The sequence below is a fragment of the Streptomyces vastus genome, assembly GCF_039532825.1.
GTDB classification, from domain to species: Bacteria; Actinomycetota; Actinomycetes; order Streptomycetales; family Streptomycetaceae; genus Streptomyces; species Streptomyces vastus.
Genome location: NZ_BAAASJ010000099.1, coordinates 33,984 through 52,486 on the forward strand (window position 1 = coordinate 33,984; position 18,503 = coordinate 52,486).

The 18,503-nt window shown below is 70.2% G+C and carries 20 protein-coding genes; 10 read left to right on the forward strand and 10 right to left on the reverse strand.

Annotated features, from left to right (window positions below):
* Positions 1–9: 9 nt before the first annotated feature.
* The 3 genes from ABD357_RS31685 to ABD357_RS31695 are packed head-to-tail and all read right to left on the reverse strand — an operon-like array spanning position 10 to position 2,923.
* Positions 10–807, reverse strand: coding sequence for a TrmH family RNA methyltransferase (locus ABD357_RS31685; protein WP_344394467.1), 798 nt, complete (start codon positions 805–807; stop codon positions 10–12).
* On the reverse strand, positions 804–2,072 hold the full coding sequence (locus tag ABD357_RS31690) for an HTTM domain-containing protein (RefSeq protein ID WP_344394468.1): 1,269 nt from the start codon (positions 2,070–2,072) through the stop codon (positions 804–806). The genes ABD357_RS31685 and ABD357_RS31690 overlap by 4 nt, the downstream gene beginning before the upstream one ends.
* Positions 2,069–2,923, reverse strand: a complete 855-nt coding sequence (locus ABD357_RS31695; protein ID WP_344394469.1) for a DUF5819 family protein — start codon at positions 2,921–2,923, stop codon at positions 2,069–2,071. The genes ABD357_RS31690 and ABD357_RS31695 overlap by 4 nt, the downstream gene beginning before the upstream one ends.
* Positions 2,924–3,195: 272 nt before the next feature.
* Between ABD357_RS31695 and paaA the strand changes: the two genes are divergently transcribed.
* The 6 genes from paaA to ABD357_RS31725 all read left to right on the forward strand — a co-directional run bounded on the left by paaA (position 3,196) and on the right by ABD357_RS31725 (position 8,177).
* Positions 3,196–4,206 carry a 1,2-phenylacetyl-CoA epoxidase subunit PaaA gene (gene paaA / locus ABD357_RS31700; RefSeq protein ID WP_344394470.1) on the forward strand — a complete coding sequence of 337 codons (1,011 nt, stop codon included), beginning with the start codon at positions 3,196–3,198 and terminating at the stop codon, positions 4,204–4,206.
* A complete protein-coding gene (gene paaB / locus ABD357_RS31705) occupies positions 4,203–4,490 on the forward strand; it encodes a 1,2-phenylacetyl-CoA epoxidase subunit PaaB (protein ID WP_344394471.1) in 288 nt (95 codons plus the stop codon). Before paaA ends, paaB begins: the two co-directional genes overlap by 4 nt.
* Positions 4,487–5,206, forward strand: a complete 720-nt coding sequence (gene paaC, locus ABD357_RS31710; protein ID WP_344394472.1) for a 1,2-phenylacetyl-CoA epoxidase subunit PaaC — start codon at positions 4,487–4,489, stop codon at positions 5,204–5,206. The genes paaB and paaC overlap by 4 nt, the downstream gene beginning before the upstream one ends.
* Positions 5,200–5,793: a 1,2-phenylacetyl-CoA epoxidase subunit PaaD gene (paaD, locus tag ABD357_RS31715; protein ID WP_344394473.1), complete on the forward strand. Its 594-nt coding sequence runs from the start codon at positions 5,200–5,202 to the stop codon at positions 5,791–5,793. Before paaC ends, paaD begins: the two co-directional genes overlap by 7 nt.
* Positions 5,793–6,860, forward strand: a complete 1,068-nt coding sequence (locus ABD357_RS31720; RefSeq protein WP_344394474.1) for a 2Fe-2S iron-sulfur cluster-binding protein — start codon at positions 5,793–5,795, stop codon at positions 6,858–6,860. The genes paaD and ABD357_RS31720 overlap by 1 nt, the downstream gene beginning before the upstream one ends.
* Before the next feature lie 180 nt (positions 6,861–7,040).
* Entirely contained in the window at positions 7,041–8,177 is a 1,137-nt protein-coding gene (locus ABD357_RS31725; protein WP_344394690.1) for an acyl-CoA dehydrogenase family protein, read from the forward strand.
* 98 nt (positions 8,178–8,275) lie between these two features.
* Here ABD357_RS31725 and ABD357_RS31730 read toward each other — a convergent pair whose 3' ends face one another.
* The 5 genes from ABD357_RS31730 to ABD357_RS31750 all read right to left on the reverse strand — a co-directional run bounded on the left by ABD357_RS31730 (position 8,276) and on the right by ABD357_RS31750 (position 13,152).
* Positions 8,276–8,605 (reverse strand): rhodanese-like domain-containing protein, encoded by a 330-nt coding sequence (locus tag ABD357_RS31730; RefSeq protein WP_344394692.1) that lies wholly within the window; start codon positions 8,603–8,605, stop codon positions 8,276–8,278.
* Positions 8,606–8,717: 112 nt separating this feature from the next.
* Complete coding sequence (locus ABD357_RS31735; protein WP_344394475.1) at positions 8,718–9,683, reverse strand: J domain-containing protein; 966 nt, start codon at positions 9,681–9,683, stop codon at positions 8,718–8,720.
* A 33-nt stretch (positions 9,684–9,716) separates the two neighbouring features.
* A complete protein-coding gene (locus tag ABD357_RS31740; RefSeq protein WP_425585090.1) occupies positions 9,717–11,150 on the reverse strand; it encodes a DUF2252 domain-containing protein in 1,434 nt (477 codons plus the stop codon).
* A 362-nt stretch (positions 11,151–11,512) separates the two neighbouring features.
* A complete protein-coding gene (locus tag ABD357_RS31745) occupies positions 11,513–11,809 on the reverse strand; it encodes a hypothetical protein (protein ID WP_344394476.1) in 297 nt (98 codons plus the stop codon).
* A gap of 272 nt (positions 11,810–12,081) precedes the next feature.
* The gene (locus ABD357_RS31750) at positions 12,082–13,152 is read right to left on the reverse strand and encodes a PucR family transcriptional regulator (RefSeq protein ID WP_344394477.1); all 1,071 of its coding nucleotides are present in this window, start codon (positions 13,150–13,152) and stop codon (positions 12,082–12,084) included.
* Positions 13,153–13,697: 545 nt separating this feature from the next.
* Between ABD357_RS31750 and ABD357_RS31755 the strand changes: the two genes are divergently transcribed.
* Genes ABD357_RS31755 through ABD357_RS31765 form a run of 3 tightly spaced genes read left to right on the forward strand, consistent with a single transcriptional unit; the run spans position 13,698 to position 16,682 of the window.
* On the forward strand, positions 13,698–14,942 hold the full coding sequence (locus ABD357_RS31755) for a cation:proton antiporter (protein ID WP_344394478.1): 1,245 nt from the start codon (positions 13,698–13,700) through the stop codon (positions 14,940–14,942).
* Complete coding sequence (locus tag ABD357_RS31760) at positions 14,929–15,387, forward strand: CBS domain-containing protein (protein WP_344394479.1); 459 nt, start codon at positions 14,929–14,931, stop codon at positions 15,385–15,387. The genes ABD357_RS31755 and ABD357_RS31760 overlap by 14 nt, the downstream gene beginning before the upstream one ends.
* Positions 15,384–16,682, forward strand: coding sequence for an ArsB/NhaD family transporter (locus tag ABD357_RS31765; protein WP_344394480.1), 1,299 nt, complete (start codon positions 15,384–15,386; stop codon positions 16,680–16,682). Before ABD357_RS31760 ends, ABD357_RS31765 begins: the two co-directional genes overlap by 4 nt.
* Before the next feature lie 82 nt (positions 16,683–16,764).
* Here ABD357_RS31765 and ABD357_RS31770 read toward each other — a convergent pair whose 3' ends face one another.
* The gene (locus ABD357_RS31770) at positions 16,765–17,091 is read right to left on the reverse strand and encodes a hypothetical protein (RefSeq protein ID WP_344394481.1); all 327 of its coding nucleotides are present in this window, start codon (positions 17,089–17,091) and stop codon (positions 16,765–16,767) included.
* A gap of 304 nt (positions 17,092–17,395) precedes the next feature.
* Here ABD357_RS31770 and ABD357_RS31775 point away from each other — a divergent pair, with 304 nt between their 5' ends.
* On the forward strand, positions 17,396–17,896 hold the full coding sequence (locus ABD357_RS31775) for a CBS domain-containing protein (RefSeq protein ID WP_344394482.1): 501 nt from the start codon (positions 17,396–17,398) through the stop codon (positions 17,894–17,896).
* A 44-nt stretch (positions 17,897–17,940) separates the two neighbouring features.
* Here ABD357_RS31775 and ABD357_RS31780 read toward each other — a convergent pair whose 3' ends face one another.
* Positions 17,941–18,450: a hypothetical protein gene (locus ABD357_RS31780; protein ID WP_344394483.1), complete on the reverse strand. Its 510-nt coding sequence runs from the start codon at positions 18,448–18,450 to the stop codon at positions 17,941–17,943.
* Between the last annotated feature and the right edge of the window lie 53 nt (positions 18,451–18,503).

The window sequence follows — 18,503 nt, forward strand, 5'->3', positions numbered from 1 at the left end:
TCCGGCGGGTCAGGCCGGGCGGACGTCAGGGCCGCCCGGCACGGACGCGCTGCCGACTCCGCCCCCGACGGCGCTCCAGTGGAACAGGGTCATGGCCACGCTGGTGGCGAGGTTGTAGCTGGAGACCTGGGGGCGCATCGGCAGGGACACCAAGTGATCGGCGCGGGCACGCAGTTCGGGCGACAGTCCGCTGCGTTCGGAGCCGAAGGCGAGCAGGGCGTCGTCCGGGAGCTTGAGGCCACGGATGTCCTCGCCCTCCGGGTCGAGGGCGAACACCGGGCCGGGGGGCAGTTCCTGCACGGCGAGCGTCTCCACGGCCGTCGCGAAGTGCAGCCCCGCCCCGCCGCGTACGACCGTGGGATGCCAGGGGTCGAGGGTGCCCGTGGTGATCACACCGGTCGCCCCGAAGCCGGCGGCGAGGCGGATCACGGCTCCGGCGTTGCCCAGGTTGCGCGGATTGTCGAGCACCACGACGGGGGCAGGGCGCGGCGCGCGGGCCAGCGTGTCCAGGTTGGCCGCACGGGAGGGACGTACCGCCAGAGCGGCCACCGCGGTGGGGTGCGGCCGGGGGACGAGGGCTTGGAAGATGTCCTCCGGGACCTCTGCCAGGAGTCCGTCGAGCGTGTCCCGTACGTCCGGGGCCAGTTCCTCGGCCAGCGCGAGGGCCACCCGCCGGTCGGCGGTGACGGCCACCTGGACCTCGGCGTGGAAGCGTACGGCGTGCTTGAGGGCGTGGAAGCCATCGAGCAGTACGGAGGTGTCGGCGAGCCGGTGCCAGGCGCGTACGGGGTCGTGGGGGGCCGTCATGCGGAGAAGCCTACGTGCGAGTGCTCCGCCTCCTCCGGGGTGCGCTGATCGCCCTTACGCGGCCCCGGGAGCGTAGGGCGGCCGCGCGAAACCATCCGCACACGCGCGCGTGCCGCCCATCCGCCGAGGCGGCGCAGGAAGGACGTCGGCAGGAAGACCGCGTCCGCCGCGATCATGGCGAGCGAGAAGAACGGCAGACCGAGGGCCACGGCGATCACTGCGTGCTCGGTGATCATGGCTGCCAGCAGGACGTTCTTCACCCGCCGGTTGAACAGTGTGAAGGGGAAGGCGACCTGCACGACGACCGTCCCGTACGTCACCAGCATCACGAGCGTGCCGTTCGCGGTCAGCAGGTCGGAGAGGGCGGGCCAGGGCGAGAAGTAGTCGAGGTGGAGCGGGTAGTAGACGGCGGTGCCGTCCTGCCAGCGCGAGCCCTGGATCTTGTACCAGCCGGCCGTTGCGTAGATCAGGCACGCCTCTGCCATGATCATGAACAGGGCGGCGTTGTGGACGAGATTGGCGAGGACGTCCAGGAAGATCCGCGGCTCGGCGGTCCGCGCGCGGCGTGAGACCACCCACCAGAGGCCCTGCGCCCACCACAGCCCCCACAAGACCGTCAGCCAGCCGCCCAGGAAACCGCCGTCGATCTTCCCCGCGAGCGTGGCCGCGGCCAGCAGGAATCCGAGCACACCCCACAGGGCGGGACCCACCCTGTCCGGGCCGGAACCCTCTCCCCGCGCGCGTGCCTCACGCGCGCGACGTTCCCGCCGCTCGTCCAGGGACCACACCTGGCCGCAGCGCGTGAACACCAGGTAGACCGCCATCAGGTGGATGACGTTGTCGCCGCCGTCGCCCATGAAGACGCTGCGGTTCTGCAGCGAGAGCACGCCGATCATGAAGAGCACGGATATGGCGCGGGTGCGCCAGCCCAGCAGCAGCAGGGCGCTCGACAGCATGGCCAGTGCGTAGACGATCTCGAACCACGTCTGGCTGTCGGACCACATCAGGGCCGTGAAGGCGTGGTTGTCCGCGATGAGCTGCTGGGCGAGGTCCCAGCTCCAGGGGCCGTCGGGCCCGTACATCTCCTGGCGGTGCGGGAACTCACGCAGCAGGAAAAGCAGCCAGGTGGCGGCGAAGCCGATGCGTATCACGGCGGTCTGGTAGGGGCCGAGCGCCGATCCGGTGATCCGGGAGACGCCGCGCGCGAGCTTCCAGTCGGGGCGGGGTTTGTGCTCGAGGGTGCCGGTGCGGTCGTCGCTGCTCACTGGGCCCCCGCCTCTGTTCTCGCGTCGCGCGTGCCCGCCGCCCGGTCGGCCTCGGTCACCGGCCACCAGGGCAGTTCACGGAAGACGGGCTTGTCCGAGACCTGCTCCTTGCTCCACTTGGGAGGCGGCACATTGGTCGTACGGGAGCGGACCTGGGCCTGCTGGACGACCGCGCCCCTGCCGCCCACCTGCTCACGGTCCAGGCGCAGTACCACGAGACGGCGCAGGTAGCGCTCGGCGAGGGCGCCGCGCAGGCCGTCGGGCCGGTTCTCGTTGTCGTGCGTGCTCACGTAGAAGTCCCAGGCGCGGCGCAGGGCGTTCTGCTGGGTGTGGCTGGGCAGCAGATTGCCGTCGATGGCCGCGCCGTCCAGCGCGGAGAGGTCGTACCAGCGGGTCGTCCGGATGCCGCCGTCCGCGGCCCGCACCTCGGCGCGGACCTGGACCGCGATGTTCTGCTGCAGCGGGTTGGGGGCGAAGAGCTTCCAGTTCTGCTCGAACTCGGGGTAGACCCACTCGTCGATCGCCTGCCCGTGCTGCTTGGTGACCGTGTTCGAGGGCGCGACGTGCAGAAACATCGTGCCGAGGTGCGCACAGGCGGCGACCACGACGACGGCGAGGGCCAGGGCGACGGCGATCTGGTAGCGGAGGGAAAGGGCGGCTATGTCGGTGGGGGGAGGGGGCGCGGGGTCGTACTGCGGGGGCGCCGGTTGGTGCGGCGGGGCTGCGCCCTCGTTCGGCGGGGGCGCGGCGGACGCGGCGCGGCCGTTCGGCGGGTGGGAGTCGGCAGCGGCGGGCTCGGGCTCGTCCGGCGGCTCGTGCCGGCGGTTCGAGCCCTCGTCGTACGCGTCCATTCCGCCCCGTTTCCCGATGTCCGCCTGATTTCTGTCGCCGGCCGGCCGGGTGCCGTACCGCCCGCGGGGTGCCGCGCCGCGACGTTCGCACCGGCACGGTACTTAAGGCCGCCCGCCCGGCACAGCCCCAGCGACCGCAGCGGCCACGACCGTGACGTTGTCCACAGCGGGTTATCCACAGCGGTTGACACCTTACGGCCCTCGACCCACCATTGAATCGGACGAACCGAACGATCGGTCGGTAGCACTGGATCGAGGTCGAGGGGGACCACATGGCGACAGCAGCCGCGCACCGCACCGCCCGGGCACAGGCGGACGGGACGGCGGACGAGGCCGCGCGGACAGCGGCGTACGAGGCTGTCTTCGACGCCGCCGTGGCCGCCGACGAGCGCATCGAGCCGCGCGACTGGATGCCCGACGCCTACCGCTCGACGCTGGTTCGGCAGATCGCGCAGCACGCGCACTCCGAGATCATCGGCATGCAGCCGGAGGCCAACTGGATCACGCGCGCACCCTCCCTGCGCCGCAAGGCGATCCTGATGGCCAAGGTCCAGGACGAGGCCGGACACGGGCTCTACCTCTACAGCGCGGCGGAAACGCTCGGCACCAGCCGTGACGAGCTGCTCGACAAGCTGCACACCGGCCGCCAGAAGTACTCATCGATCTTCAACTACCCGACGCTGACCTGGGCGGACGTGGGCGCCATCGGCTGGCTGGTGGACGGCGCCGCGATCACCAACCAGGTGCCCCTGTGCCGCTGCTCCTACGGTCCGTACGCGCGCGCGATGGTCCGCATCTGCAAGGAGGAGTCCTTCCACCAGCGCCAGGGATACGAACTGCTGCTGACCCTCAGCCGCGGCACTCCGGAGCAGCACGAGATGGCGCAGGACGCGGTGAACCGCTGGTGGTGGCCCTCGCTGATGATGTTCGGCCCGCCCGACGACGAGTCCGCGCACTCCGCGCAGTCGATGGCCTGGAAGATCAAGCGGCACTCGAACGACGAACTGCGCCAGCGCTTCGTTGACATCTGCGTCCCCCAGGCCGAATCCCTCGGACTCAGGCTCCCCGACCCGGAGTTGAAGTGGAACGAGGAGCGGGGGCACCACGACTTCGGAGCGATCGACTGGACGGAGTTCTGGGAGGTCCTCAAGGGCAACGGCCCGTGCAACGAACAGCGAATAGCCCAGCGCAGGCAAGCACACGAAGAGGGCGCATGGGTACGGGAAGCGGCCGCGGCCTACGCCGGCAAACACGCCGCGGGCAACGGGGAGGCGCGAGCATGACCACCAACGACTGGCCCCTGTGGGAGGTCTTCGTACGCTCGCGCCGCGGACTCTCGCACACTCACGCCGGCAGCCTGCACGCCCCGGACGCCGAGCTGGCGCTGCGCAACGCCCGCGATCTGTACACCCGGCGCGGCGAAGGCGTCTCCATCTGGGTCGTCCCGTCCGCCACGATCACGGCGTCCTCACCGGACGAGAAGGATCCCTTCTTCGAACCGGCCGCCGACAAGCCGTACCGCCACCCGACGTTCTATGACATCCCGGAAGGGGTGAAGCACCTGTGACGGTCACCGCCGGTTCCGCGGCCGCCCTCGCCCTCGGCGACGACGCCCTGGTGCTCTCGCACCGACTGGGGGAGTGGGCGGGCAAGGCGCCCGTCCTCGAAGAGGAAGTGGCCCTCGCCAATATCGCCCTCGACCTGCTGGGCCAGGCGCGGGTACTCCTGTCGATGGCAGGCGACGAGGACAAGCTGGCATACCTCCGCGAGGAGCGCGCCTTCCGCAACCTCCAGCTGGTCGAGCAGCCGAACGGCGACTTCGCCCACACGATCACCCGCCAGTTGTATTTCTCCACCTACCAGAGACTGCTGTACGCGGAACTGGCTGCCTCAGACGGGGAGTTCGCCCCGCTTGCGGCCAAGGCCGTCAAGGAGGTCGCCTACCACCAGGACCACGCCGAGCAGTGGACGCTGCGACTGGGCGACGGCACGGCCGAGAGCCGTCAGCGGATGCGTCGGGCGTGCGAGGCGCTGTGGCGGTACACCGGTGAGATGTTCCAGCCGGTCGAGGGTGTGGACGTCAACTGGAAGGACCTGGAGACCCGTTGGCTGGAGTCCGTCTCCGCCGTCCTGCTCCGGGCGACCCTCGACGTGCCGGAAGGACCGCGGGCCGGGGCGTGGACCGCGGGCGCCGGACGACAGGGGCTGCATACGGAACCCTTCGGACGGATGCTCGCCGAGATGCAGCATCTGCACCGCAGCCACCCGGGGGCGTCATGGTGATCAGGACGACACCCTTCGAAGAGGACGCGACGCTCCTCGAGGAGGAACTGCGCAGGCTCGCCGGTTCCGTGCCCGATCCCGAGCTGCCGGTCCTCACCCTGGAGGAGCTGGGCGTTCTCCGCGCGGTCCATGTCCGTGGGGGCGGTGCGGTCGAGGTCGAGCTGACGCCCACCTACACCGGCTGCCCGGCCGTCGAGGCCATGTCGGAGGACATCGAGAAGGTGCTGCACGAGCACGGGGTGCCGGAGGTGACCGTCCAGACCGTGCTCTCCCCTGCCTGGACGACGGACGACATCTCGGACGAAGGACGCCGCAAGCTGAGGGAGTTCGGGATAGCACCGCCACGTACGCAGCGGGCGAAAGGACCGGTTCCGATATCGCTCGGCCCGACGCGGACGGTCGCGCACGCTCCGGGCAGGATGGCCGACGCCCGACCGGATGCGGGCCTGGAGGCGGACCCCGTTCGCTGTCCGCACTGCGGCTCCGCCGACACCGAGCTGCTCAGCCGCTTCTCGTCCACGGCATGCAAGGCGTTGCGGCGCTGTCTGTCCTGCCGTGAACCGTTCGACCACTTCAAGGAGTTGTGATGGCCCGGTTCCACACGCTCCCGGTGGCCGCGGTCGACCGGCTCACCGACGACTCCGTCGCCCTGACCTTCGCGGTGCCTCCGGAGCTGCGCGAGGAGTACCGGTACGCACCGGGCCAGCACCTGGCGCTTCGGCACACGGTCGACGGCACGGAGATACGGCGTACGTACTCGATCTGCTCGCCGGCGCCCTCCCCGGCGGACGGCCCCGGTCCCCGGACGCTGCGGGTCGGCGTGCGGCTGGTCGAGGGAGGGGCCTTCTCGACGCACGCGCTCAAGGAGATCGGCGTGGGCGACGAGGTGGAGGTGATGACACCGGCCGGACGCTTCACGCTCGAACCGGCACCCGGGCTGTATGCGGCGGTGGTCGGCGGCAGTGGCATCACACCCGTGCTGTCGATCGTCACGACGCTGCTGGCTCGGGAGCCCGAGGCGCGGTTCTGCCTCATACGCAGCGACCGTACGTCCGCCTCGACGATGTTCCTCGAAGAGGTCGCCGATCTGAAGGACCGCTTTCCGGAGCGGTTCCAGCTGGTGACGGTGCTCTCCCGGGAGGAGCAGCAGGCCGGCCTGCCCTCCGGGCGGCTCGACCGGGAGCGGCTCACGGGGCTGCTGCCGTCACTGCTGCCGGTCGACGCGGTGGCGGGCTGGTTTCTGTGCGGGCCGTTCGGGCTTGTGCAGGGGGCGGAGCGGGCGTTGCGCGATCTCGGGGTGTCGCGGAGCCGTATCCACGAGGAGATCTTCCACGTCGACGACGGGGCCGCACCGGCTGCCACCGTGCCTGCTCCCGCGCACAGCACGGTCACCGCGCGGCTCGACGGGCGCGCGGGCACCTGGCCCGTGCAGGACGGCGAGCCGCTCCTGGAGACCGTGCTGCGCAACCGCCCCGACGCGCCGTACGCCTGCCGGGGCGGCGTGTGCGGGACCTGCCGGGCGTTCCTGGTCTCCGGTCAAGTGCGGATGGACCGCAACTTCGCGCTGGAGCCGGAGGAGACGGAAGCGGGGTATGTACTGGCGTGCCAGTCCCATCCGGCCACCGAGAAGGTGGAGTTGGACTTCGACCGGTGAGCTTCGTCCCGTGCGCTTCGTCCCGGTGAGCTTCGGCCGTGGTGAGCTGTGCTCGCCGGTGACTCCCTTGTTGTCGCGCCGTTCCCTTTTCGTAGAACCTGTTCTACCTTGACGCTCCGTCAGATCCATCGTCGGTCCATCAGCTCCGTCCGATGGATCAGGTACGTGGGAGGACAGGCTGTGGACTTCAGCTTCAGCGAGGAACAGCAGGCGGCCGTGGAGGCGGCGAAGGCGGTGTTCGCCGGGGTCGCACCGGACGGGGTGCCCTCACCCGCGCTCACTGCGGGCGCCGTCGCGGACGACTTCGACCGGGCGCTGTGGGCCAGGCTCGCCGAGGCCGACCTGCTGAGCCTGCTGCTCGACGCGCGATACGGCGGGGCGGGTCTGGACGCCATCGCGCTGTGCCTGGTGCTGCGCGAGTCGGCGAAGGTGCTCGCGCGGGTGCCGCTGCTGGAGAGCTGTGCGGCGGCGCTGGCCGTGCAGACGTATGGCGGTGAGGAGTTGAAGGCGGACCTGTTGGCGCGGGCCGGGCGGGGCGAGGTGGTGCTGACCGTCGCCGCGAACGGCCGTACCGGACACGACGGTGCCGAACAGGCCGTCACCGCACGCCGGGAGGGCGACGTGTGGGTGCTGGACGGGGTGCAGACTGCAGTGCCCTGGGTCCACAACGCGGATTTTGTCGTCGTACCCGCGCTGAGCACCGGTTCGGGCCGTGCCGTGCTCGCCCTCGTACCGCGCGGCCACGAAGGCGCCGCGCCCGCCGAGCAGGTCTCCACGACGGGTGAGCGGCTCGGCGAACTCCGGCTGGACTCCGTACGTCTCGCCACCCGCGACGTCATCGACACCGACGGCGCCTGGGAATCGCTACGGGATCTGCTCGCCACCGGAACGTGTGCGCTGGCGCTCGGCCTGGGCGAGCGTGTCCTCGGGATGACGAGTGAATACACCAGCAAACGGGAGCAGTTCGGATTCCCGGTCGCCACGTTCCAGGCGGTGGCCGTGCAGGCCGCCGACCGCTATATCGACCTGCGCGCGATGGAGGCGACCCTCTGGCAGGCCGCCTGGCGGATCAGCACGGGGGCGGGCAGGGCGCTGCCCGCGTCCGGTGACATCGCCGTGGCCAAGGTCTGGGCCTCCGAGGGCGTACGACGCGTCGTGCAGACCGCGCAGCATCTGCACGGAGGCTTCGGCGCCGACACCGACTACCCACTGCACCGCTACCACGCCTGGGCCAAGCACCTGGAGCTCTCCCTCGGCCCGGCGGCAGCCCATGAGGAGACGCTGGGCGATCTGCTGGCGGCGCATGCGCTGGGGTGAGCGGCGGGAGGGCAGCCCATGGTCGCCGAAGTCGCTGAGACCGGGCGCCTCACTGGGCTCCATGCGTGACGCCTCGCGGGCGCGTGCGGTATGTCTCGCTAGAGGACGAAGCCCGGCTGGCCCTTGTCGTCTACGACGGGGCGGCCGGTGGCGGCCCAGATCTGCATACCGCCGTCGACGTTCACCGCGTCGATGCCCTGCTGGACGAGGTACATCGCGACCTGCGCGGAGCGACTGCCCGAGCGGCAGATCACATGGATCCTGCCGTCCTGTGGCGCCGCCTCGGTCAACTCGCCGTAACGCGCCACGAATTCACTGATGGGGATGTGCAGCGCCCCTGCCGCGTGACCTGCCTGCCACTCGTCGTCCTCCCGGACGTCCAGCAGAAAGACTCCGTCCGCGAGATCCCCGACCTCGACCGTGGGCACACCAGCTCCGAAATGCATGCACCCGACGCTACCCGACCCGCCCACCACCCGCGGCCGGGGTGCCTCACGGGGAGCCGCGCCCCGGGTGAAGCCAACCGGCAGCCCGGTGAAGCTAGCCGAGCAACCCCGCCAGCTCCGCCTCGCGCTCACTCACCTGCGTCAGCAGCTGCTCGGCGATCTCCTCCAGCAACCGGTCGGGGTCGTCCGGGGCGAGCTTGAGCATCGCGCCGATCGCGCTCTCCTCCAGGTCACGGGCCACCAGGCTGAGCAGTTCCTTGCGCTCGGCGAGCCATTCGAGGCGGGCGTAGAGCTCCTCGGCGCGGCTCGGGCGCCATTCCTCGGGTACGGGCCCGGCGGCCCACTCCACGGACAGCTCCTGGAGCAGGGCCTCGTCCCCGCGGGCGTACGCGGCGTTGACCCGGGCGATGAACTCGTCGCGCCGCCGGCGCTCGGCGTCGTCCTGCGCCAGATCGGGGTGCGCCTTGCGGACCAGTTCGCGGTAGAGCTTGCGGGCCTCGTCGCTCGGGCGCACGCGCTGCGGTGGCCGTACCGGCTGCTCGGTCAGCATGGCCGAGGCCTCCGGGGACAGCCCGTCCGAGTCGAGCCAGCCGTGGAACAGCTCCTCGACCCCCGGCATCGGCATGACCCTCGCCCGCGCCTCATGCGCCTTGCGCATGTCCTCCGGGTCGCCGGTGCGGGCGGCCCGGGCCTCGGCGATCTGCGCTTCCAGTTCGTCGAGCCGCGCGTACATCGGCCCGAGCCTCTGGTGGTGCAATCGGGAGAAGTTCTCGACCTCGACGCGGAAGGTCTCCACAGCGATCTCGTACTCGATCAACGCCTGCTCAGCCGCACGCACGGCCCGCTCCAGTCGCTCCTCGGGCCGCGCCTGCTCCTCACGGTCACCCGCGCCGACGGAATCCTCGTCGGCGGAATCCCCGCTCGTGGCATCCTCGCCGGCGGAATCCCCACCGGCAGATGCCTCGTCCCCGGCCGGCGGATCCTCATCCGCCGACGGCGCCGCAGCCCCCTCCTCAACAGGCGGCTCGGACTGGGACTGCTCAGCTTCCGGCGTCATCACCCACCCAGCCTAGGTTACGAGCCGACGGCCCACTCAAACTCCCAACTCCCCCACAACCCTCCCCGCCTTCACAGCCCCCACCAGCTCCGCATGGTCCGCCTCGGTGCGGTCCGCGTAGGCCACCGAGAAGGAGGCGATCGCCTCGTCCAGTTCCTCGCTCTTGCCGCAGTAGCCCGCGATCAGTCGGGGATCGGCGCTGTGGGCGTGGGCGCGGGCCAGCAGGGCGCCTGTCATGCGGGCGTAGTCGTCGATCTGGTCGGCGGCGAGGGCCGCAGGGTCGACGCTTCCCTTGCGGTTGCGGAACTGACGTACCTGGAAAGGCCGCCCGTCGACGGAGGTCCAGCCGAGCAGGATGTCACTCACTACCTGCATGCGCTTCTGGCCGAGGACGACACGGCGGCCCTCGTGCTCGACCTCCGGCACCGTCAGGCCCGCCGTCCTCAGGTGCGGCAGCAGGACGGAGGGGCGGGTCTCCTTCACCTGGAGGACGAGAGGTTCGCCACGGTGGTCCAGCAGGAGCACCACGTACGAGCGCAGGCCCACGCTTCCCGTGCCGACCACGCGGAAAGCGACGTCGTGCACCGCGTATCGCGCGAGGAGCGGGAGGCGGTCCTCGGAGAGCGTGGCCAGGTACTGCTCCAGTGACGTCGCCACCGCGGCTGCCTCCGCGTCGGGTATGCGCCGCAGCACCGGCGGTGCGTCGACGAAGCGCCGCCCGCCGCCCTCGACCGGCTCCGTCGACTTCGCGGCGAAGCGGCCGCTGGTGTTGGCCCGCGCCTTCTCCGAGACCCGCTCCAGGGTGCCCAGCAGGTCGTGGGCGTCGGTGTGCGAGACCAGTTCCTCGTCCGCGATGGCATTCCAGGCGTCCAGGGCCGGGAGTTTGGCGAGCAGCCGCATGGTGCGCCGGTACGAGCCGGTCGCGTAGTGCGCCGCTTTGCGGCAGGTGTCCTCGTCCGCTCCCGCCTCCCGGCCCGCGAGGACCAGCGAGGTCGCGAGCCGTTTGAGGTCCCATTCCCAGGGCCCGTGCACCGTCTCGTCGAAGTCGTTCAGGTCGATGACGAGGCCGCCGCGCGCGTCCGCGTAGAGGCCGAAGTTCGCCGCGTGCGCGTCCCCGCAGATCTGCGCACCGATGCCTGTCATGGGCGTACGCGCCAGGTCGTACGCCATGAGTCCGGCGGAGCCGCGCAGGAAGGCGAAGGGGGTGGCCGCCATCCTGCCGACCCGTATCGCCGTGAGCTCGGGGATGCGGCCGCGGTTGGACTCCTCGACGGCGGTCACGGCGCCAGGCCGGTCACCGTTCCCGCCCTGGGCGGCGTGTGCGGCCCGCGGCACCCGATCCCGCAGCGCCTTGCCCTCTTCCTTGGGGGACCCCTGAGCGGGCCACTGCGCGAACCCGCGAACCCCGGCAACCCTGGTCTGTCCCGCCTGCTCAGCCCGCGCTGCCACCGCGCCACCGCTCTCGCTCACTTGGACCGCCTCCCCCGTGTACGAACATCAACTTGCCACGACGGTACCGCCGGGCGCCGAACCGCGTGAGTCCCTGTGGACAACTCCGCGCCCGTGGAAAACACCCCGCCCTCCCCTGTGATTGTCCTCACCCGAGACGCCCCGGCACGACCCGAGCCGAACCCGAGACGGCCCGGACCGCCCAGCCCCGCCCCCGGACAACGCGAAAGCCCCGCAGGTCCAAGCCCTGCGGGGCTTCGTCTGTGGGAAACCGACGGAATGTTCTGGTCAGGGAATACGGGTGGTCCGCTGAAGGTCTGATCCCGCGCTCCTTAAAGATCAGGCGCCCGACCTGATCTCGCGGCACCAGCGAGGTGCACCGGTCACGACGCGGCGCTCGCCGTCCGGTGCGCAGCAATGACCGTGACCAGGCATCCGGTCGCAGCCACGACGCCCGCGGTGACGGTAGCGGCCATGATGATCGCCGGTGAGGCGCCGGCCAGACGCGGGATCGCGTTGAGGGGAGCGGCGGCGTACAGGGCCAGGACGGCCCAGCCGCGCAGCCGCACCGGGGCGAGCCGGGGACGCAGACGCTCCGGCACGTGGCCGGTGACCATGGCCAGCCCTGTCGGCAGCAGAGTGAGGGAGAAGAAGACGAGGCCGATCCACTGCCAGGTCATGGGTGCAGGAGCTCCTGTGGTGTCCGGGGTCGGGTCAGCCGCGGGGGGTGGCAGCGATCATGACGAGCCCTGTGGTGAGTGCGGCGAGGCCGATGGACAGGACGGGGAAGCCAGGGCCAGGCAGAACGTACATCGCTGCACCTCAGATTTCACGGCGAGTTGGTAGCAGATCGACTTGGAGATGCGCATACCACACCAACGAGCTGAATCGCGGGAGTCAACGGGTCGATTCTCTGCGAGCCCTCACACTGCCGCGGGCGGACCTGCACCTCTCAGAACGACTTCGCCGGCCAGTCCAGGAGCCGGGCCCCGATCACCGCGGTCTGCAGGGTGTAGCGGTGCACCGGGTCGGTCGGGTTCGCGCCGGTGAGCTTGTGGATGCGATCCAGGCGGTAGGTGAAGGCGCGCACGCTCAGTGACAGCCGCCGGGCCGCCTCCGCGGCCACGCAGCCGGAGTCGAAGTACGCGGTGAGGGTGTCGAGGAGCGACTGGGCGCCGCCGCGGGCCGCGGTGAGCGGGCCGAGGGCGCTCTGCACCAGGTCGGCCATGGCCTGCCGGTCGCGGGTGAGGACGGGATAGACGAGGAGGTCGGCGGCTCGCAGGATGGGCGCGTCGAGTTCCAGGCGTTCGGCAAGGCCGAGGGCGTTCAGCGCCTCCTCGTACGACTGGACGACACCGGCCGCGCCGGGCTGTGGGCGGCCGATCGCCACCTGCCCCTCGTCGGTGGCGGCGAACGCCTGCTTGGCGAAGTAGGTGACGACCTCGTCCTGGTCGCCGGGTGCGATACAGACGAGTCGGCCGTCCTTGGTGGTGAGCAGGATGCTGTGGTCACTGAACCGGCCGATCAGCGCACGCTCCACCTCCCTGGGGACCGGGTCTCCCTCGTCGTACGCGGCCTTGCCGCGCGCCACGGCGACCGCGTGCGCGGAGGACAGCCGCAGTCCGTAGCGTTCCGCGCGCTGAGCCAGTCGGCCCAGGTCGCTGCGGCCGTACAGCAGGTCGTCGATGAACTCGCGGCGGGCGGCTTCTTCTTGGCGTACGGCCAGACGCTGGGCTCGTTCATAGCCCTCGGCGAACGCGTCGATGGCCTGTGCCGCGGCGGCCAGCACGCTGTCCATGGATGCACCGTTCGCGGTCGGCCGGCCGGTCCGGGTGGCGGCCATGTGGGCACCGACCAGGGCACGCAGCCCGAGACCGGCCTCCGCCGCCTGCTCGCCCAGGACACGGCGCGAGTCGAGTTCCTCCCGGGTCAGGCGACGGCCGGTCTCGGAGGCGTCAGCGAGGATGCGGGCGTACCCGGCCAGGTACTCCTGGTACTCCTCGGATACGTCTCGCCCCGCCATGTACGCCCCCGGATCCGTTGTGCACCGCTGACGCCTTTCTAGCGCATGCGCCAGGGCACGCGACCCGTCGGGGGCGAGACCGTTGCCGGATTGCCGCAAGCGCGTAGAGCATGGCGACACATGGGCGAAGGCTCTGACTGGGTCTTCACACATGCCGACGACCGGGCTCAGTCGGTCCTGCGCAAGATCGGCCTGCCCCGTGCCCTGTCGGACAACGACGGCGCCACCAGTGAGGTGGATCTTTCCATGCGGTCGGGCCCATGCGGTCGGTCCATGCGGTCGGTCCATGCGGTCGGCGCACCCGTCCGGAGCACTGCCGCGGCTTCCGGACACCACGCGAGCAGGAATCCCTGGGTGGTGAAGTACTGGGCAGGAAGATCCGAAGGCATCTGACCATGCCGGAATCCGGCAATCTTCGGGCCGCTCCAGTGCACGCAGAGGACCTGTCAGTGCCGCATAAGGAACGTGTAGGGTTCCCTTCGGTGTGCCGGGAAGCCTGGTCGGCGGTCTTGAGATAACTCTCTTCGTCGATCGGGGTCGGGCTCATGGTGCTTGTCGTGGTCTTCGGGGTGGCGCTGCTCATCGCGGTGCTGTTGTCGGGCTTGGCGGCCCGGACCGTGCTGTCCACCTCCTTCCTGTTTCTTGTCGGCGGTGCCCTGGTCAGCGACGGTTTCCTCGGCCTGATCCACATCACTCCGGACAGCGACATCGTGTCTGTTACGGCCGATCTGGCGCTGTTCGCGGTGCTGTTCACCGATGGCATGCACGTCTCCTTCCCGACCCTTCGCGCCAACTGGAAGAACCCGGCCCGCGCCCTCGGGCTCGGCATGCCGCTCGCGTTCATCGGCATGGCGCTGATCACGCACTTCCTGGTGGGCCTGGACTGGACGACCTCCTTCCTGGTCGGCGCCGTCCTGGCACCGACCGACCCGGTGTTCGCCTCGGCCATAGTGGGCCGTAAGGAAGTCCCGGCGAAACTGCGGCAGTTGCTGAACGTGGAGAGCGGCATCAACGACGGTCTCGCCCTGCCGGTCGTCCTCATCTTCATCGCCGCGGCCGGACCCACGGCCGGGCACGCCGAGGCGTCACTCGGGAAGATCGCGCTGGAACTGGTCCTCGGCCTGGTCTTCGGCGTCGTGCTGCCGCTGGCCGTGATCGGCCTCGTACGCTTCCGGCTGCTGGGCGCCGAGCCCAAGCTGCAACCGCTGCTGCCGCTGGCGATCGGCGTGATCCTGTACGCCACGTGCCACCTCACCCATGCCAACCCCTACCTCGCGGCGTTCTCCGCGGGAGCCGTCCTCACCGCCCGCTCCCCGGAGGCGAAGGCGGCCTTCGAACCGCTCGGCGAGGCACTGGCCGAGCTGGCGAAGTTCGCGGCACTGCTGGTGTTCGGTGCGCTGCTCACCCCGCAGCTCTTCGGGGACCTGTCGGTGGGCGGTTACGTCGTCGTCGTCCTGGCCATCGTGCTGATCCGGCCGGCGTCGCTGCTGCTCTCGCTGCTGGGCACCCGGTTCGACCGGCGCGAGAAGCTGGTCGCCGCCTGGTTCGGGCCGAAGGGCTTCGCCTCGGTGGTGTACGGGCTGCTGGTACTTCAGGCGGAGATACCGCAGGGCGAGGAGGCGTTCACGCTCATCGCCGTCTGCATCGCCTTCTCGATCGTCGCGCACAGCAGCACCGACGTGCCGATCGCCCGCCTGTTCCATGTCGACGAACTGGCCGGTGTGCCCGGTGCCCGCCACGACGAGGACACCGCACGTACCAAGAAGGAGGCCGGCCATGTCGGCGCGTGAAATTGCCGAGCCCTACCCGTTCGTGTCCACCGACGACGACGCCACCACCGCGGCTCTGCTGCTGGCCGAACACCAACTGCCCGCACTGCTGGTCGTCGACACCGACGAACAGCCGTACGCCATCGTGCCCGGCTCCCAGCTCATCGGGCAGCTGCTGCCCGAGTACGCGCTGGCGGACCCGCCGCTCGCCGCAGTGCTCGACGACCGGCACCTCGACGACGTGCCGGAGAAGATGGCCGGACTCACGGTTGCCGAATGGCTGCCGCGGCGCCGTTTCTGGACGCCGGTCGTCGGGCCGGACGCGGGTGTCCTGCAGATCGCCGCCCTCATGGCCCGCGCACACAGCCCGCTCGTAGCCGTCGTGGAACGCGATGGCGACCGTACCCAGTTGGTGGGCGCCGTCACGGCCGCCCGACTCATGGAACGACTCATTGGAGGATCGTGAACGGCTGGCAGAGCTGGGCGGCAATCGTCGTTTTCGTGGCGACGTACGGCCTGATCATCAGCGAAAAGATCCATCGTGTGGGGGCAGCCCTCGGCGGCGCCGCGCTGATGCTGGCGATCGGGGCGACCGACGACAAGTCCGCCTTCTTCTCCGAGCACAGCGGGGTCGACTGGAACGTCATCTTCCTGCTCCTGGGCATGATGATGATCGTCGGCGTGCTGAAGAAGACCGGCATGTTCGAATACCTGGCGATCTGGTCCGTGAAACGGGCCAAGGCCAAACCCTTCCGGGTCATGGTGATGCTGATCGTCATCACCGCCGTGGCCTCGGCGCTGCTCGACAACGTCACCACGGTCCTGCTCATCGCGCCGGTCACGCTGCTGGTGTGCGAGCGGCTGTCCCTGCCGGCTGCGCCCTTCCTGATCGCCGAGGTGCTGGCCTCGAACATCGGCGGTATGGCGACGCTGGTCGGCGACCCGCCGAACATCATCATCGCCAGCCGGGCCGGGCTCACTTTCAACGACTTCCTGGTCCATCTCGCCCCGCTGTCCGCGATCCTGATCGTGGTGCTCGTCGCGCTGTGCCGCTTCATGTTCCGCAAGTCCTTCGTCTATGACGAGGCGCGCGCCGAGGAGGTCATGTCGCTGGAGGAGCGCGAAGCCATCCACGACCCTCGTCTGCTCGTCCAGGGGCTCGTCGTGCTCGCCTTGGTCGTCGTCGGTTTCGTGCTGCACCCGGTCCTGCACTACGAGCCCAGCGTGGTCGCGCTGCTCGGCGCGGGTCTGCTCGTCGCCGTCTCCGCCGTGGAGACGGGCGAGGTCCTCGGCGAGGTCGAGTGGCCCACCCTGGCCTTCTTCGCCGGCCTGTTCATCATGATCGGCGGGCTGATCGAGACCGGCGTCATCGGTGAGGTCTCCAAGGCCCTCGCCGACGCCATCGGCGACAACGAACTCGGCGGCTCGATGCTGCTGCTGAGTGCGTCGGCCGTGCTGTCCGGCATCGTCGACAACATCCCCTACGTCGCCACCATGGCCCCGATCACCAGCGACCTCGTGCAGTCGATGGGCGGGTCGGGCACCCACGTCATGTGGTGGGCCCTGGCCATCGGCGCCGACCTCGGCGGCAACGCCACCGCCATCGGCGCCTCCGCGAACGTGGTCGTCCTCGGCATCGCCGAACGCAACCGACAGCCCATCTCCTTCTGGCAGTTCACCAAGTACGGACTCGTCGTCACCATCGTCACTGTCGGACTCTCCGTCGGCTACGTGTGGCTGCGCTACTTCGCCCTCGCCTGACGGACGTTCAGGAAGAACGGTTGAATGCGGCGCCAGAAGCGGTCGATCTCGCACGCCCTGGGCGTCTTCCCGATCCCGGCAGTCACGTACACGCTCGAGCCGGGGGCCAGTCGATCCCGGCCGCGGTCAGGATGCGCCCGTACTTCGTGAGGCGACGCCGGGCGAGGAACAGGCCAAGTGCCCACAGGGCGGCGAAGAGCAGCCAGACGGCGGCGCAGACCAGCAGGGCGGTGAGCGTGAAGCCTGTCCGGGAGAGCGGGATGAGCATGGCGAGCGGGAGGATCATGAGCGCGACCAGGCCGCGCCGCCGGTGGGTGCGGCTGTAGTCGACCATGATGCGGGCGTGCAGCAGGTCGACGTCGCGCTGGGCTTCGGCCAGCGGGCGCAGGCGGCTTCCGCCGGGACGCATGCCGGGCAGCGTGCCGCCCTGGAGCGCGGTGGGATGCTGCTCGACGGTGCGGGTGGCGCGTTCGGCCGCGTCCGGCGTGCGGCGGAAGGCGAAGTACGGGTTCGGGCTCCCCTTCGGCGAGATCGGGGAGAGGCCGTCGTACTGGTAGAGCGGGGCGCATGACGGTCACGGTTGGCGATCGGAGTGACGCTGTCCGCGTTCAGTGAGGGATCGCCGCGTATGTTTCGTGTCAATGGCCTGGCCCGCGTCCCGAATACGTACGACGCTGTGTACAGGACCATTTCCAGCAGATGAGGAGCCGGTCGTGCGAGCTCGTGACCTGGCAGTCGGATACGAAACGGTGAGCGTCGACAGTGACGCCTTGGAGGCGGCCCGGCTGATGGCCGAGCACAAGCTGCCCGGTCTGCTGGTGCTCGACGAGCGGGGCGAGCCGAAGGCGATCCTTCCCGCCTCCCAGATGATCAAGGTGCTGGTGCCGGCCTACGTGATCGAGGACCCGACGCTCGCCTCGGTTGTCGACGAAAAGCACGCCGACCGGCTCTGCCAGGCGCTGGCCGGCCGCCGCGTCGGGGACTGCCTGTCCAGCAAGGCGGCCCCGCCGCCGATCGCCGACCCGGACGACACCGCGCTGGAGGTGGCGGCGCTGATGGCACAGGTACGCAGCCCTCTGGTGGCGGTGGCGGAGAAGACCCAGGCCGGGCCGGGCGGGCGGGGGCAAGGAGGCACGCATCTGCTGGGCGTGATCACCGCCTCGCATCTGCTCCATGAACTCCTGGGCGCCGCAGGGGCGTTGAGTACCACGTGAGGTGACTACCGCGTGACCGGGCGCGCCCCCTCGGCGCGTACGGGCTATTCCATGCCGGAGCCCCGAAGGATTCCGCGCCATGCCTCGCCGTCGATCCGCACCCTCAGCCGCTCCAGCACCGGCATGCCGGACCGCAGCGTCCCCTGTTCCAGGGACCGGCGCGCACCCTGATCCAGCTCGTGCCACAGCAGCGGGTTGGCGACCAGGACACGCGGGTCCAGAACCAGCCGTCCACCGGACGCATCGCTCAGGACCAGCCGCTGGGCGACCCCTTCGGACATCCGCACAGCCACCAGACAGTCGGTGCGCACGTGGTGGTGGGACAGGAGCCCGCGTGCGTCGAGTCCACCGTTCTCCGCGGTGACCCGTGGGGGCGTCAGGATGATCAGGAGCAGCACGGCGAGTGCGGCCCACAGCACGGCGCGCGTCGCGGTGAGCCCCACGAGCCCCCAGTCGAGCAGCACCAGCGCCCCGAAGAGCAGCGCCCCGTAGAACACCGCGCTGCGCAGCTCCCGCTCCCAGTAACGGTCATGGACCACTGCGACGGCAGCCACACGGTCAGTGCTGCCTACTGAGCCACTCTTCTTGCTGCGCCCTTCCATGCGAG